Origin of the sequence: Bradyrhizobium arachidis, from assembly GCF_024758505.1 — a bacterium.
In the GTDB taxonomy this organism is placed as follows: domain Bacteria; phylum Pseudomonadota; class Alphaproteobacteria; order Rhizobiales; family Xanthobacteraceae; genus Bradyrhizobium; species Bradyrhizobium manausense_C.
Genome location: NZ_CP077970.1, coordinates 3,516,058 through 3,531,477 on the forward strand (window position 1 = coordinate 3,516,058; position 15,420 = coordinate 3,531,477).

Sequence of the window (15,420 nt, forward strand, 5' to 3'; positions counted from 1 at the left end):
GCCTCGCCGATGAATGCCGGTGCGTCCCGTTTGCGTCCTGCGGATGGTCCGCGCTATCGCTTGCGCGATCTCTTCACGCCGCTCGAGACGCTGCTCGCGTCCGGCGGTGACGTCCGCCTCGCGCTCGATCCGCAAAGTCGCCTGAACGCCTATGGCTGTGCGCCGGTGCCGTCCGACGAGGTTTGGAACTTCGCGTCCTCGACCGCTTCGTCGATCTCCGAGTCCGCCTATGAGCGGGCCGCGCTGGCGCGCGAAGAGCTCGTCCACAAATCGCTGTTCGACGAGGTGGACGTCGCTTTCGATGCCCGCGTCGAGGACATGCGCGACGAGCTGCGCAGCCATCTGCAGATTCCGCCGCGGGTTGACGTGGTGTTCTCGCCCTCGGGCACCGACTCCCAGCTTCACGCGCTGTTCCTGGCGCGCGCCGCGCTCGGCCGTCCGCCGGTGGCGATCGTCGTCGGCTCCGATCAGACCGGAAGCGGCGCGGCTGCAACCGCGCGCGGACATCATTTCAGCAGCCTAACGGCGAGCGGCGTCTCGGTGCGCAAGGATGCTCCGATCGCAGGTCTTGCCGGTGATTCCATCGCGCTGCCGCTGCGCGATGCCGTCCCCGTCATCGCTCAGCGCCGGGATGCCGATGCCGAGATCTTGCGGGCGATCGAAACCACGGTCGCGCGGGGCGCGCCGGTGCTGCTTCAGATCATGGACTCCTCGAAGCTCGGCTGGCGTGCGCCGAGCGACGCCTGCCTCGATGAGATCGCGCGGCGCTGGCCCGGCAAGGTCAAGATCGTCGTCGATGCCTGCCAGATGCGGCTCGGGCGCCGCCGGCTGCGTTTCTATTTGGACCGCGGCTACATGGTGCTGGTGACCGGTTCGAAATTCTTCGGCGGACCGGCCTTCAGCGGCGCGTTGCTCGTGCCAAAGGGATTTTCGCGCGCGCTCGACCAGGATGCGGAGATTGCGCCGGGTTTCTTCGACTATGCGAGCCGTAGCGATTGGCCGAAGGGCTGGCCTGCGCTCAGATCCCGTTTCGAGAGCCGGCCGAATTTCGGCCAGTGGCTGCGCTGGGAAGCGGCGCTGAGCGAGATGGCCGCCTACTATGCAGTGCCCGGTGCATTCCGCGCCCGCGCGCTGGCCGAGCTTGAGGCCGGCATTGACAGCATGATCGCGCTGACGTCGTCGCTCAGTGCGGTGTCCGCGCCGCGGCAGACCGGCGTCGATGACGAGGAATTCGCCCACGCCACTATCTTTCCGTTCACGCTGCTACGGCAGGGCAAGCCGATCCCGATCGCCGACACCAGCGCCATCTATCGCGCGCTCGCACGCGACATGAATGGCGACATCGACGGCAGCGCTGCAGACCGCGAGGTCGCCGCGCAACGCTGCCTCGTCGGTCAACCGGTGCGGATCGATCTGCCCGATGGCACGCCGCACGCCGCGCTGCGGCTCTGCGTCGGCGCGCGGCTGGTGACCGAGGCCTGGTCGCCGGACGCAGCAAAAGCGCAGCGCAATCTGCAGCACATTCTCGATCGCATCGCCCATGTGATCGTGAAGATCGAGCTGTTGCTGGGCCGCGCTGACGGCGCGGCGCAAGTGACGACGTCTGTTTCCGGAGTTTGAGATGCAGCACTTTTCCGATCCGCATCGCCTGACCGCGCCGCAATTCGCGGACCGCATCGGCTTCGCGCGGCTGACGCATCAGGCTTTTGACGGCGTCGACCTGCGTCCGTTGCGCGATCGGCTCGTTGCCAAGATCGCCGATGGTACTGCGCAGGCAGGCGAGGGGCTCGATCTGTCGCTGATCGCCCAGCTCCTCGGCGACAAGGAGGGCGGGCTTGCGATCCAGGCGGAAGTGCTCGCCTTCCATCAACTGTTCCGCTCGCCCTGCGCCGTGACGAAACCGGCACTGCGTGTGCTTGCGCTTGCGGCGGCGATCGACATGGGCGGCAACACGCCGATCGAATTTTTGCTCGAAGGATCCGAGATCGAGCTGCTGACGCTCTATGTGGTGAAGGACGTCGGTCTGCCCGAGCCGCTGCCGGATCACGACGTCGCCATCGTCGTGGCATCCGACTCCGAAGAGTGTCGCGAGGCACTCGCGTCGATCGACAATGCCGCATCGCGCTGGCCGCGGCCGCTGCTCAATCGTCCGGACCGCATCGCCAATCTCGATCGCGACAAGCTCTACCGCCTGCTTGCGGACATTCCGGGGCTCGACATTCCCGCAACGATCTGCGCCATGCGCTCGCAATTGACGGCACTTGCGGCTGGCGAGATGCGTTGCGGCGACATCGCCGACGAACTTTGCTTTCCGATGATCGCGCGCCCGCGCGGATCGCATGCCGGCGTCGGCCTCGCCAAGATCGACGATGCCGCTTCGCTCGCAAGCTATCTGACCGAACGAAGCGAGCAGGAGTTTTTCGTCGCGCGCTTCGTCGATTATGCGAACGCTGACGGTCTCTACCGCAAATATCGTCTCGCCATCGTCGACGGCCGCCCTTACGCCTGTCACATGGCAATCGCGGATCGCTGGGACATATGGTACCTCAATGCCTACATGGCGTTCAGCGAGGAGAAGCGCGCCGAAGAGGCGGCCTTCATGCACGACTTCGACGACGCGTTTGGTCGTCGCCATCGCGCTGCGCTCGACGAGATGAGCCGGCGCGTCGGGCTCGACTATTTCACCATCGACTGTGCCGAGAATAGCGACGGCGAGCTCCTGATCTTCGAGGCCGACAACACGGCAGTCGTGCACAACATGGATTCGCCGGACGTGTTTCCTTACAAACAGCCGCAGATGCGCAAGATCTTTGCTGCGTTCACTGCGATGCTGGCGCGTCACGCGAAAGCCGGGAGCCAGGCATGAACGAGATCGTCAGGAACGACGTGAACACCGCAGTCGAGAGCGCATCGCTCGATCCGCAAGATTGGAGCGCGTTTCGCGCGCTTGCGCATCGCATGCTCGACGAGACGATCGATTCCATCGCCAATGTTCGCGAGCGGCCTGTCTGGCAGCCGATTCCGGATCGCGTTCGCGCGGAGTTCAGAGCCGATGTGCCGCGCGCAGCCGCCGAGCTCGGCGATGTCTATCGCGAGTTCTCGGAAAACATTGCGCCGTACGCCACCGGCAATGTGCATCCCGGCTTCATGGGCTGGGTACATGGCGGCGGCACCGCGGTCGGCATGGTTGCAGAGATGCTGGCGGCGGGACTGAACGCCAATCTCGGTGGCCGCGATCACATGCCGATCGAGGTGGAGCGGCAGATCGTCGAATGGATGCGTCAGTTGTTCGGCTTCCCGCAAGGTGCGAGCGGCATCCTCGTCACGGGCACGTCGATGGCCAACCTGATGGCAGTGCTGGTGGCGCGGAGCTCCGCACTCGGCACGCTGGCTCGGCAGCATGGTATCGGCAATGACGGCGCCTTGCTCACGGCCTACACGTCGAAGGCGGCGCATGGCTGCATTTCTAGGGCAATGGATATTGCGGGCCTCGGCACCGATGCGCTGCGCAGGATCGATATTGATGCCGATCATCGCATCGACGTCGCCGCGCTACGCGCGCAGATCGCGATCGATCGCGAAGTCGGGTTCAAGCCGTTCCTCGTCGTCGCATCCGCCGGCACGGTCGACATCGGTGCGATCGATGACCTCGAGGCGCTCGCGGCGCTGTGCCGCGAAGAGCAGATCTGGTTTCATGTCGATGGTGCATTCGGTGCGCTTGCCGTCTTGTCGGACGAGCTTGCGCCGCTGCTCGCCGGCATCGAGCTCGCGGACTCCATCGCGCTGGATTTCCACAAATGGGGGCAGGTGCCTTACGATGCCGGCTTCCTGTTGGTCCGCGACGGCGAGCGGCATCGGCAGGCGTTTGCGCAGCCTGCGGCCTATTTGCGCCGCGAGGCGAGGGGGCTTGCCGCAGGTTCACACTGGCCGTGCGATTTCGGACCTGATCTGTCGCGCGGCTTCCGCGCGCTGAAGACCTGGTTCACGCTGAAGACGTTCGGCACCGAACGGCTCGGCGCGGCGATCGCGCGCACCTGCGCGCTCGCAAAGTATCTCGAAGCGCGCGTCGTCGCCGAGCCAAAACTCGAGCTGCTCGCGCCGGTCAACCTCAACATCGTCTGCTTCCGCTATCGCGCCGATGATGCGGATGGGATCAACGGCGAGATCGTCGCGGATATCCAGGAGTCTGGTATCGCGGCGCCATCGAGCACGACGCTCGACGGCAAGCTCGCGATCCGCGCGGCGATCGTCAATCACCGCACCGATGCGAGCGACATCGATGCGCTGGTATCGGCCGTGCTCGAGTTCGGCGCGCGCCGCAGCGGCGATGGCGTCGTCGAGATCGCAGCACCGCCGCTCGCGGCACAATAAGTCCCGACAACGACACCACCAAAACAAAACGCCCCGGACATGGTCCGGGGCGAGTCTGCGTTGGAGGTGCGTCGGTCGGATCAGGCCGCCGAACTGACGTCGCCGGTTTGTGTAGCGAGGTGGGTGCGAAGCTTCTCTTCGTAGGCGATCAGCTTGCGGGCCTCTTTCAGCGCCCTGTAGAGGTCGCCGTTCAGAATGTGGTTGTTGATGTTCTCGATGATCGGCCAGGAGCTCGGCACCGCCGTGACGATGTCGCGCACCAGGTTGAAGTAGGTGCCGTGCTGGGTCTGCGGATCCGGCGAGATGTACATAAGCTGCACCGCCAGATAGACGAGCTTGGCGGGCGTGTCAGCCGTCTCGGGCGTCAGAATGTCCCGCTCGCGCAGGATCGGCACGTTCTCGCCGTCGATCAGGAGGCGGGCGCGCTGATCGGTGTTGGTTATCACGCAGTTACCGACGATGATGCGTTCGTGCGGTCTGAGCTCGACCTTGAGAGCCATGCCTGTTCTCCATCAACGCTTTCGTAACCAGCGCTGTTTTGGGGCTTATCAGGCTGCAATCCTTCCCTAACATTAGTTAACGAGTTGTGAAGGTCTCGGGTGCATCGAGAAAAGCAAAGCAAGATCAATAAGATGATTGAGGGTGAAAATACGCGGCGGGTGCCGCGATACCCCCATTTCGCGCGCCGACTCAGAGAATGCGGCGTTTTCATTTCATGCTTCGTTAGATTCTCAAACGCACGGTCCGCCTGTCTCGCGATCAATCACGATCGACAAGACACGCACGCTTACCAGAAAGGTAACACGCAATGACCGGCATCGTCCTCTCAGCATCCGTTCGTCAGAACCTGCTGTCCCTCCAGTCCACCGCTGACCTCCTCGCCACCACCCAGAACCGTCTCTCGACCGGCAAGAGCGTCAACTCGGCTCTCGACAATCCGACCAACTTCTTCACGGCACAGTCGCTCGACAACCGCGCCAGCGACATCAACAACCTGCTCGATGGCATTGCCAACGGCGTGCAGGTTCTGCAGGCTGCCAACACCGGCATCACCTCGCTGCAGAAGTTGATCGACAGCGCGAAGTCGATCGCCAACCAGGCGCTGCAGACCACGGTCGGCTACTCCACCAAGTCCAACGTCTCGGCCACCGTTTCGGGCGCGACGGCTGCGGACCTCCGTGGCACGACCTCCTATGCCAGCACCGTTGCCACCAGCAACGTGCTGTATGACGGCACCGCGGGCGGCACCCATGCCGCGACCTCGGCCATCACGCTGGGCGCGACCCAGGGCGTTACCACGGGTGCTACGGCAACCGCCGGTGACGGTTCGACGGCTCTGTCCGCCGGCATCACCCTGATCGCGAACGGTGCGGCGACCGCGACCGGCCTGATCGGCAACGCTCAGCCTGCCGATGGCGACACGGTTACCGTCAACGGCCACACGATCACCTTCCGCGCCGGTGCTGCTCCGGCCTCGACCGCTGTCGCCAGCGGCTCGGGCGTCAGCGGCAACATCGTGACGGATGGCAGCGGCAACTCGACCGTCTTCCTCGGCACGACCGCTGCTCCGGCGGCGACCGTTGGCGATCTCGCCACCGCGATCGACCTCGCCAGCGGCGTCAAGGTTGCCGTGAACAGCGCGGGTGCTGCGACCATCAGCACGAGCGCTGGTGAGACGGCCTCCGACATCGGCGTCACCACGGCCAGCAAGGTTACGCTGCGCAGCTCCACCGGTGCCGATCTCAACGTCACCGGCAAGGCTGACCTCTTGAAGGCTCTGGGTCTGACCTCTTCGGTCGGCGGCGGCAACGCCACCGTGACCGTCGCGCGCAGCACCAGCGCGGCTTCGCTCGGTCAGCTGATCCAGGACGGCTCGACGCTGAACGTGAACGGTCACGTCATCAGCTTCAAGAACGCCCCGGTCCCGGGCTCTGCCGGTGCGCCGGCGATCCCGACCGGCTCCGGCAAGAGCGGCAACGTCATCACCGACGGCGCCGGCAACTCGACGGTCTATCTGCAGGCCGGTACGGTTGCTGACGTCCTGAACGCGATCGACCTTGCCACCGGCGTGCAGTCCGCCACGATCGCCGCCAACGGCACCGCGACCCTTGCGGCCGCGTCCGGCCAGACGGCTTCGTCGGTCAACGCCTCCGGTCAGCTCAAGATCTCGACCGGCGTCAATGCTGACCTGTCGATCACCGGCACGGGCAACGCGCTGAACGCGCTGGGTCTCGCCGGCAACACCGGCACGGCCTCGGCCTTCACGGCGGCTCGCACCTCCGGCATCGGCGGCATCTCCGGCAAGACCTTGACCTTCACCTCCTTCAATGGCGGTTCGGCGGTCAACGTCACCTTCGGCGATGGCACCAACGGCACGGTCAAGACGCTCGATCAGCTCAACTCGCAGCTCCAGGCCAACAACCTGTCTGCGACGATCGACGCCAACGGCCGTCTGACGATCTCGACGACGAACGACTACGCGTCTTCGACGATCGGTTCGGCGGCTGCGGGTGGTGTGATCGGTGGTACGCTCACCACCGCGCTCACCTTCTCGACGGCGTCTTCGCCGGTTGCTGACACTGTTGCACAGACTTCCCGGGCAAACCTGGTCAGTCAGTACAACAACATCCTGAACCAGATCGACACGACCTCGCAGGACTCCTCGTTCAACGGCGTCAACCTGTTGAACGGCGACCAGCTCAAGCTGGTGTTCGACGAGACCGGCAAGTCGAGCCTGAACATCACGGGTGTGACCTACAACTCCAAGGGTCTGGGCCTCGCTGCGTTGACCGGTGGTGTCGACTTCATCGACAACTCCGCCACCAACAAGGTGCTGTCCGGTCTGAACTCTGCGTCCAGCACGCTGCGTTCGGAAGCGTCGAGCTTGGGTTCGAACCTCTCGGTCGTGCAGGTGCGTCAGGACTTCAACAAGAGCCTGATCAACGTGCTGCAGACCGGTTCGTCGAACCTGACGCTGGCCGACACCAACGTCGAAGCGGCGAACAGCCAGGCACTGTCGACCCGTCAGTCGATCGCGGTCTCCGCGCTGTCGCTGGCCAACCAGTCGCAGCAGAGCGTGCTGCAGCTCCTCCGCTAATCGCGGCGGACATCGCCAACAAGACAATGGCGGCGGGGCTTCGGCCCCGCCGCTTTCTTTTTGTCTCGGCGGTTCGTCGAGGCAGCGCTCGCGAGCAAGGTAAATGCTTTCCGCGATATGCCGCTTTGCTCACTGTGAGTTATGGTTGACAAGTCGCAAACGTCACGTCGCTGCGCGAAAAATCATCATCCGATCATGACGATACGCGTGGGCTCGATCTGGCTCTGACGATCCATATGGTGAATCCGCGCAAGGACTGGCGCGACGCGCTTCATGCTTTGTTAGCCGTCTGCGTTCACCGTCCCGGCCATCGATTAATCTTGATCGAAGTTAGTTGCGTAGCGTACCAGAAAGGTAACACTCTATGTCCGGTATCGTTCTCTCGTCGTCGGTTCGTCAGAACCTGCTTTCTCTCCAGTCGACCGCTGATCTTCTCGCCACCACCCAGAGCCGCCTTTCCACCGGTAAGAGTGTCAACTCGGCTCTCGACAATCCCACCAACTTCTTCACGGCACAGTCGCTCGACAACCGCGCCAGCGACATCAACAACCTGCTCGATGGCATTGCCAACGGCGTGCAGGTTCTGCAGGCTGCCAACACCGGCATCACCTCGCTGCAGAAGCTGATCGACAGCGCCAAGTCGATCGCCAACCAGGCGCTGCAGACCACGGTCGGCTACTCCACCAAGTCCAACGTCTCGGCCACCGTTTCGGGCGCGACGGCTGCGGACCTCCGTGGCACGACCTCCTATGCCAGCACCGTTGCCACCAGCAACGTGCTGTATGACGGCACCGCGGGCGGCACCCATGCCGCGACCTCGGCCATCACGCTGGGCGCGACCCAGGGCGTTACCACGGGTGCTACGGCAACCGCCGGTGACGGTTCGACGGCTCTGTCCGCCGGCATCACCCTGATCGCGAACGGTGCGGCGACCGCGACCGGCCTGATCGGCAACGCTCAGCCTGCCGATGGCGACACGGTTACCGTCAACGGCCACACGATCACCTTCCGCGCCGGTGCTGCTCCGGCCTCGACCGCTGTCGCCAGCGGCTCGGGCGTCAGCGGCAACATCGTGACGGATGGCAGCGGCAACTCGACCGTCTTCCTCGGCACGACCGCTGCTCCGGCGGCGACAGTCGGCGATCTCGCGACCGCGATCGACCTCGCCAGCGGCGTCAAGGTTGCCGTGAACAGCGCGGGTGCTGCGACCATCAGCACGAGCGCTGGTGAGACGGCCTCCGACATCGGCGTCACCACGGCCAGCAAGGTTACGCTGCGCAGCTCCACCGGTGCCGATCTCAACGTCACCGGCAAGGCTGACCTCCTGAAGGCTCTCGGCCTGAGCTCGGCCGTCGGCGGCGGCAACGCCACCGTGACCGTGGCGCGCACCACCAGCGCGGCTTCGCTCGGTTCGTTGCTGCAGGACGGCTCGACGCTGAACGTGGATGGTCACGTCATCAGCTTCAAGAACGCCCCGGTTCCGGGCTCTGCCGGTGCGCCGGCGATCCCGACCGGCTCCGGCAAGAGCGGCAACGTCATCACCGACGGCGCCGGCAACTCGACGGTCTATCTGCAGGCCGGTACGATTGCTGACGTCCTGAACGCGATCGACCTTGCCACCGGCGTGCAGTCCGCCACGATCGCCGCCAACGGCACCGCGACGCTTGCGACTGCCTCCGGCCAGACCAACTCGTCGGTCAATGCCTCCGGTCAGCTCAAGATCTCGACCGGCGTCAACGCCGATCTGTCGATCACCGGCACCGGCAATGCGCTGAACGTTCTCGGCTTCGCCGGCAACACCGGCACCGGGACGGCCTTCACCGCGGCTCGCACCTCCGGCATCGGCGGCATCTCCGGCAAGACCCTGACCTTCACCTCCTTCAGCGGCGGTTCGGCGGTCAACGTCACCTTCGGTGATGGCACCAACGGTACGGTCAAGACGCTCGATCAGCTCAACTCGCAGCTCCAGGCCAACAACCTGTCTGCGACGATCGACGCCAACGGCCGTCTGACGATCTCGACGACGAATGACTACGCGTCCGCGACGATCGGTTCGGCGGCTGCGGGGGGTGTGATCGGTGGTACGCTCACCACCGCGCTCACCTTCTCGACGGCGTCTTCGCCAACGCAGGATACGGTTGCACAAACGACCCGTTCAAACCTGGTCAACCAGTACAACAACATCCTGCAGCAGATCGACTCCACCTCGCTCGACTCCTCGTTCAACGGTGTCAACCTCTTGAACGGCGACCAGCTCAAGCTGGTGTTCGACGAGACCGGCAAGTCGAGCCTGAACATCACGGGCGTGACCTACAACTCGAAGGGCCTGGGCCTGGCCGCGTTGACCGGCGGCGTCGATTTCATCGACAACTCCGCCACCAACAAGGTGCTGACCAACCTGAACACCGCGTCCAGCACGCTGCGTTCGGAGGCTTCCGCGCTCGGTTCGAACCTCACGATCGTGCAGGTGCGTCAGGACTTCAACAAGAACCTGATCAACGTGCTGCAGACCGGTTCGTCGAACCTGACGCTGGCCGACACCAACGTCGAAGCGGCGAACAGCCAGGCGCTGTCGACCCGTCAGTCGATCGCGGTCTCCGCGCTGTCGCTGGCCAACCAGTCGCAGCAGAGCGTGCTGCAGCTCCTCCGCTAATCGCGGCGGACATCGCAAGCAAGACAATGGCGGCGGGGCTCTAGCCCCGCCGCTTTTTTGCGTCGGCAGGAGAGGGGAGGCAGCGCACCGCATAAAAAAGTAACCGTAAAAAGTAACTGGCGGTTATGGTTAATGGCGCACTAACGAGCAAAAAACGCCAGCGATTACAGGACTTATTCTGATCGCCTCAGCTGTCCTGCGTGCGATTATGGTGAACCGACGCTTATGAGCGCGAGCGCCATTTCACCCTTTGTTAGCCATGATCCCTCAGGCTGTCCTCGTCACTCGATCCATCGCGATCGAAGGAAGACGCGTAAGCCAGAAGGGTAAAACTATGTCCGGTATCGTTCTCTCTGCGTCGGTTCGTCAGAACCTGCTTTCTCTCCAGTCGACCGCTGACCTCCTCGCCACCACTCAGAACCGTCTGTCGACCGGCAAGAGCGTCAACTCGGCGCTCGACAATCCCACCAACTTCTTCACCGCCCAATCGCTCGACAACCGCGCCAGCGATATCAACAACCTGCTCGATGGCATCGCCAACGGCGTGCAGGTGCTGCAGGCCGCCAACACCGGCCTGACCTCGCTGCAGAAGCTGATCGACAGCGCGAAGTCGATCGCCAACCAGGCGCTGCAGACCACGGTCGGCTATTCCACCAAGTCCAACGTCTCGACGACGATCGCGGGTGCAACTGCCGCCGACCTCCGCGGCACTACCAGCTTCGCCAGCGCTCTCGCTTCGAGCAACGTGCTGTATGACGGCACTGCGGGCGGCACCCATGCCGCGACCTCGGCCATCACGCTGGGCGCGACCCAGGGCGTTACCACGGGTGCTACGGCAACCGCCGGTGACGGTTCGACGGCTCTCTCGGCCGGCATCACCCTGATCGCCAACGGTGCGGCGACCGCGACCGGCCTGGTCGGCAACGCCCAGCCCGCCGACGGTGACACGCTCACCGTCAATGGCCACACGATCACCTTCCGTGCCGGTGCTGCGCCGGCCTCCACCGCTGTTCCGGCTGGTTCGGGCGTCAGCGGCAACATCGTCACCGACAGCAGCGGCAACTCGACCGTCTACCTCGGCACGACCGCTACGCCGGCCGCGACCACCGGCGACCTCGTCACCGCGATCGACCTCGCCAGCGGCGTGAAGGTTGCCGTCATCAGCGCCGGTGCCGCGACGATCAGCACGAGCGCCGGTCAGACGGCCTCCGACGTTGGCGTCACCACGGCCAGCAAGGTGACGCTGCGCAGCTCAACCGGCGCCGACCTCAGCGTCACCGGTAAGTCGGACCTCTTGAAGGCTCTCGGCCTCAGCTCCGCGACCGGCGGCGGCAACGCGTCGGTGAGCGTCAGCCGCACCACCAGCGCGGCCTCGCTCGGTCAGTTGGTGCAGGACGGTTCGACGTTGAACGTGGATGGTCACACCATCACCTTCAAGAATGCTCCGGTTCCGGGCTCTGCGGGTGCTCCCGCGATCCCGAGCACCTATGGCAAGACGGGCAACGTCATCACCGACGGCAACGGCAACTCGACGGTCTATCTGCAGGCCGGTACGGTCGCCGACGTCCTGAACGCGATCGACCTTGCCACCGGCGTCCAGACGGCCAGTATTGCCGCCAACGGCACCGCGACGCTGTCGACCGGCACGGGCCAGTCCAACTCGTCGATCAACACCTCCGGCCAGCTCCGGATCTCGACCGGCATCAACGCCGACCTGTCAATCACCGGCACGGGCAATGCCCTGAACGTGTTCGGTCTCGCCGGCAACACCGGCACGGCGAGTGCGTTCACCGCCGCGCGTACTTCCGGCATCGGCGGCATCGCTGGCAAGACCTTGACCTTCACTTCCTTCAACGGCGGCACGGCGGTCAACGTCACCTTCGGCGACGGCACCAACGGCACCGTCAAGACGCTCGATCAGCTCAACACGCAGCTTCTGGCCAACAACCTAGCTGCGACGATCGACGCCAATGGCCGCCTGACGATCACTGCCTCTAACGACTACGCGTCGTCGACGATCGGTTCGCTGACGGCGGGTGGCACGATCGGCGGTACCCTGACCGCGGCACTGACCTTCTCGACGGCCTCGACCCCCGTTCAGGACGCAGTTGCCCAGACCGCGCGTGCCAACCTGGTGTCGCAGTACAACAACATCCTCAACCAGATCGACACGACCTCGCAGGACTCCTCGTTCAACGGCGTCAACCTGTTGAACGGCGACCAGCTCAAGCTGGTGTTCGACGAGACCGGCAAGTCGAGCCTCAACATCACCGGCGTGACCTACAACTCCAAGGGTCTGGGCCTCGCCGCGCTGGTCGTGGGTGTCGACTTCATCGACAACTCGGCGGCCAACCGGGTGCTCACCAACCTCAACGCTGCCTCGAGCACGCTGCGGTCGGAATCCTCCACGCTGGGTTCGAACCTCTCGGTGGTGCAGGTGCGTCAGGACTTCAACAAGAACCTGATCAACGTGCTGCAGACCGGTTCGTCGAACCTGACGCTTGCCGACACCAACGTCGAAGCGGCCAACAGCCAGGCGCTGTCGACCCGCCAGTCGATCGCGGTCTCCGCGCTGTCGCTGGCAAACCAGTCGCAGCAGAGCGTCCTTCAGTTGCTCCGCTAATAAGCAGCTGAAATCACTAAATAAATCGAGCGACGGGGCCTTTGCCCCGCCGCTCTTTTTTGCCGTCCGGGAGGTCGTTTTGGCGTTAACCCGCCACTAACCGTAACGCTTAAGTCGTCGTTAACCATACTTTAAAGGACAGACCCTACAACTGGACAAAAGCCCGCTTTCCAGATCGGCGAGCCCCGATTCGTACCCGGTATCGCGCTTCAAGAGGAAGACCCGCCAATGTCCAACATCGTTCTCTCGGCGTCGGTTCGCCAGAACCTGTTGTCGCTGCAGTCGACGGCCGACCTGCTGGCCACGACGCAGGAGCGCCTGGCCACCGGCAAGAAGGTGAACACGGCGCTCGACAATCCCACCAACTTCTTCACTGCACAGGGGTTGGACAACCGGGCGAGCGACATCAGTAACCTCCTCGACGGTATCAACAACGGTGTGCAGGTGCTTCAGGCGGCGAATACCGGCATCACCTCGCTGCAAAAGCTGATCGACAGCGCGAAATCGATCGCCAACCAGGCGCTCCAGACCACCGTCGGTTACTCCACCAAGTCGAACGTCTCGACCACGATCCCCGGCGCAACGCCGGCCGATCTGCGCGGCACGACGAGTTACGCGAGTGCGACGGCCAGCAGCAACGTTCTCTACGCAGGCGCGCCGGGTGGTACGACCGCGGCGACCGCGGCGGCGACCCTGGGCGCACCGCAGGGTGTGACGACCGGCGCGGCGGCAACCGCCGGCGACGGCACCACGGCGATCACCCCCGCCATCACCCTGATCGCAAACGGTGCTGCGACTGCGACCGGTCTCGTCGGCAATGCCCAGCCGGCCGACGGCGACACGCTGACCGTCAACGGCCACACCATCACCTTCCGCGCCGGTGCAGCTCCGACGACCTCGACCGTCACGAACGGCTCCGGCGTCAGCGGCAACATCGTCACCGACGGCAACGGCAATTCGACGGTCTATCTCGGCACCACCGCGGCGCCGACCGGCACCGTCGGCGACCTTTCGACCGCGATCGATATCGCCAGCGGTGTGAAGGTTGCCGTGATCAGCGCGGGTGCCGCGACGATCAGCACCAGCGCCGGTGAAACCGCCTCCGACATCGGTGTCACCTCGGCCGGCAAGGTCACGCTGCGCAGCTCCACCGGTGCTGACCTCAGCGTCACCGGCAAGGCCGATCTTCTGAAGGCCCTCGGCCTGACCACGGCGACCGGCGGCGGCAATGCCTCGGTGAACGTGAACCGCACCACCGGTGCCGGCTCGCTCGGCCAGCTGGTCCAGGACGGCTCCACGCTGAACGTCGATGGACACATCATCACCTTCAAGAATGCTCCCGTGCCGGGATCGGCGGGTGCCCCCGCGATCCCGACCGGCTACGGCAAGACCGGCAACGTCATCACCGACGGCAACGGCAACTCGACGGTCTACCTCCAGGCCGCCAGCGTCACCGATACTCTCAACGCGATCGATCTCGCGACGGGTGTGCAGACCGCAAGCATCGCCGCCAACGGCGTTGCGACGCTGTCGACAACGTCGGGCCAGGCCAACTCGACGATCAATTCGTCCGGCCAGCTCAAGCTTTCGACCGGTATCAACGCCGATCTCTCGATCACGGGCACCGGCAACGCACTGAACGTGTTCGGCCTCGCCGGCAACACCGGGACGGCGACCGCGTTCACCGCAGAGCGCACCTCCGGTATCGGCGGTATCTCCGGCAAGACGCTGACGTTCACGTCCTTCAACGGCGGCACGCCCGTGAACGTCACGATCGGTGACGGCACAAACGGCACCGTGAAGACGCTGAACCAGCTCAACGTCGCGCTCCAGGCCAACCATCTGACCGCCACGATCGATGCCAACGGCGTGCTGACGGTCACCACCGTCAACGAATATGCCTCCTCGACGCTCGGCTCGGCGCTCGCGGGCGGCGTGATCGGCGGCACCATCACCGGGACACTTGCCTTCACCACCGCACAGCCGCCGATCGAAGATCCGGTCGCACAGACTGCGCGTGCGAACCTGGTCAACCAGTTCAACAACATCCTTGCGCAGATCGACACGACCTCGCAGGATTCCTCGTTCAACGGCGTCAACCTGCTCAACGGCGACACGCTGAAGCTCGTCTTCAACGAGACCGGCAGCTCGACGCTCAGCATCAACGGCGTTGTGTTCAACGCAGCCGGCCTGGGACTCAGCAACCTCGTCAGCGGTGTCGACTTCATCGACAACGGCGCGACCAACAAGGTGCTCACGAGCCTCAACGCGGCGTCGAGCACGCTGCGCTCGGAAGGTTCGGCGCTCGGCTCGAACCTCTCGATCGTGCAGGTGCGTCAGGACTTCTCGAAGAACCTGATCAACGTGCTGCAGACCGGTTCGTCGAATCTCACGCTTGCCGACACCAACGAGGAAGCGGCGAACAGCCAGGCGCTGTCGACGCGTCAGTCGATCGCGGTCTCCGCGCTGTCGCTGGCGAACCAGTCGCAGCAGAGCGTGCTGCAGCTCCTCCGCTAATCGGAAGGCTGAGAACCGTCGTTCAAATCGTCGCGGCGGAGCCAATGCTCCGCCGTTTGTTTGAGTGAAATCGTCAAGACACGATTAGCTCAAATCTTCACGTAACGAGCATCACCGTTTACAGCCTGCGCGAGCGAATCTAGTTTCGAGAAGTGGAAG

At 64.3% G+C, this 15,420-nt stretch carries 8 protein-coding genes; 7 read left to right on the forward strand and 1 reads right to left on the reverse strand.

From position 1 onward, the window contains the following. Positions 1 to 9: 9 nt before the first annotated feature. From KUF59_RS15745 to KUF59_RS15755, 3 genes are read left to right on the forward strand one after another with little or no spacing between them, the layout of a single operon-like run. Positions 10 to 1,620 (forward strand): hypothetical protein, encoded by a 1,611-nt coding sequence (locus KUF59_RS15745; RefSeq protein ID WP_212457506.1) that lies wholly within the window; start codon positions 10 to 12, stop codon positions 1,618 to 1,620. 1 nt (position 1,621) lies between these two features. Next, complete coding sequence (locus KUF59_RS15750; RefSeq protein ID WP_212457505.1) at positions 1,622 to 2,866, forward strand: ATP-grasp domain-containing protein; 1,245 nt, start codon at positions 1,622 to 1,624, stop codon at positions 2,864 to 2,866. Further along, the gene (locus KUF59_RS15755; protein ID WP_212457504.1) at positions 2,863 to 4,371 is read left to right on the forward strand and encodes a pyridoxal phosphate-dependent decarboxylase family protein; all 1,509 of its coding nucleotides are present in this window, start codon (positions 2,863 to 2,865) and stop codon (positions 4,369 to 4,371) included. The genes KUF59_RS15750 and KUF59_RS15755 overlap by 4 nt, the downstream gene beginning before the upstream one ends. A gap of 80 nt (positions 4,372 to 4,451) precedes the next feature. Here KUF59_RS15755 and flbT read toward each other — a convergent pair whose 3' ends face one another. Next, entirely contained in the window at positions 4,452 to 4,871 is a 420-nt protein-coding gene (flbT, locus tag KUF59_RS15760) for a flagellar biosynthesis repressor FlbT (RefSeq protein ID WP_212457503.1), read from the reverse strand. A 308-nt stretch (positions 4,872 to 5,179) separates the two neighbouring features. On the opposite strand from flbT, the gene KUF59_RS15765 reads away from it, so the two are divergent. The 4 genes from KUF59_RS15765 to KUF59_RS15780 all read left to right on the forward strand — a co-directional run bounded on the left by KUF59_RS15765 (position 5,180) and on the right by KUF59_RS15780 (position 15,261). Then, positions 5,180 to 7,468 (forward strand): DUF1522 domain-containing protein, encoded by a 2,289-nt coding sequence (locus tag KUF59_RS15765; RefSeq protein WP_258769664.1) that lies wholly within the window; start codon positions 5,180 to 5,182, stop codon positions 7,466 to 7,468. Between the two features lie 364 nt (positions 7,469 to 7,832). Beyond that, the gene (locus KUF59_RS15770; protein WP_258769665.1) at positions 7,833 to 10,121 is read left to right on the forward strand and encodes a DUF1522 domain-containing protein; all 2,289 of its coding nucleotides are present in this window, start codon (positions 7,833 to 7,835) and stop codon (positions 10,119 to 10,121) included. A 334-nt stretch (positions 10,122 to 10,455) separates the two neighbouring features. Beyond that, a complete protein-coding gene (locus tag KUF59_RS15775; RefSeq protein WP_258769666.1) occupies positions 10,456 to 12,744 on the forward strand; it encodes a DUF1522 domain-containing protein in 2,289 nt (762 codons plus the stop codon). A 228-nt stretch (positions 12,745 to 12,972) separates the two neighbouring features. After that, positions 12,973 to 15,261 (forward strand): DUF1522 domain-containing protein, encoded by a 2,289-nt coding sequence (locus KUF59_RS15780; protein WP_212457501.1) that lies wholly within the window; start codon positions 12,973 to 12,975, stop codon positions 15,259 to 15,261. The last annotated feature ends 159 nt before the right edge of the window (positions 15,262 to 15,420 follow it).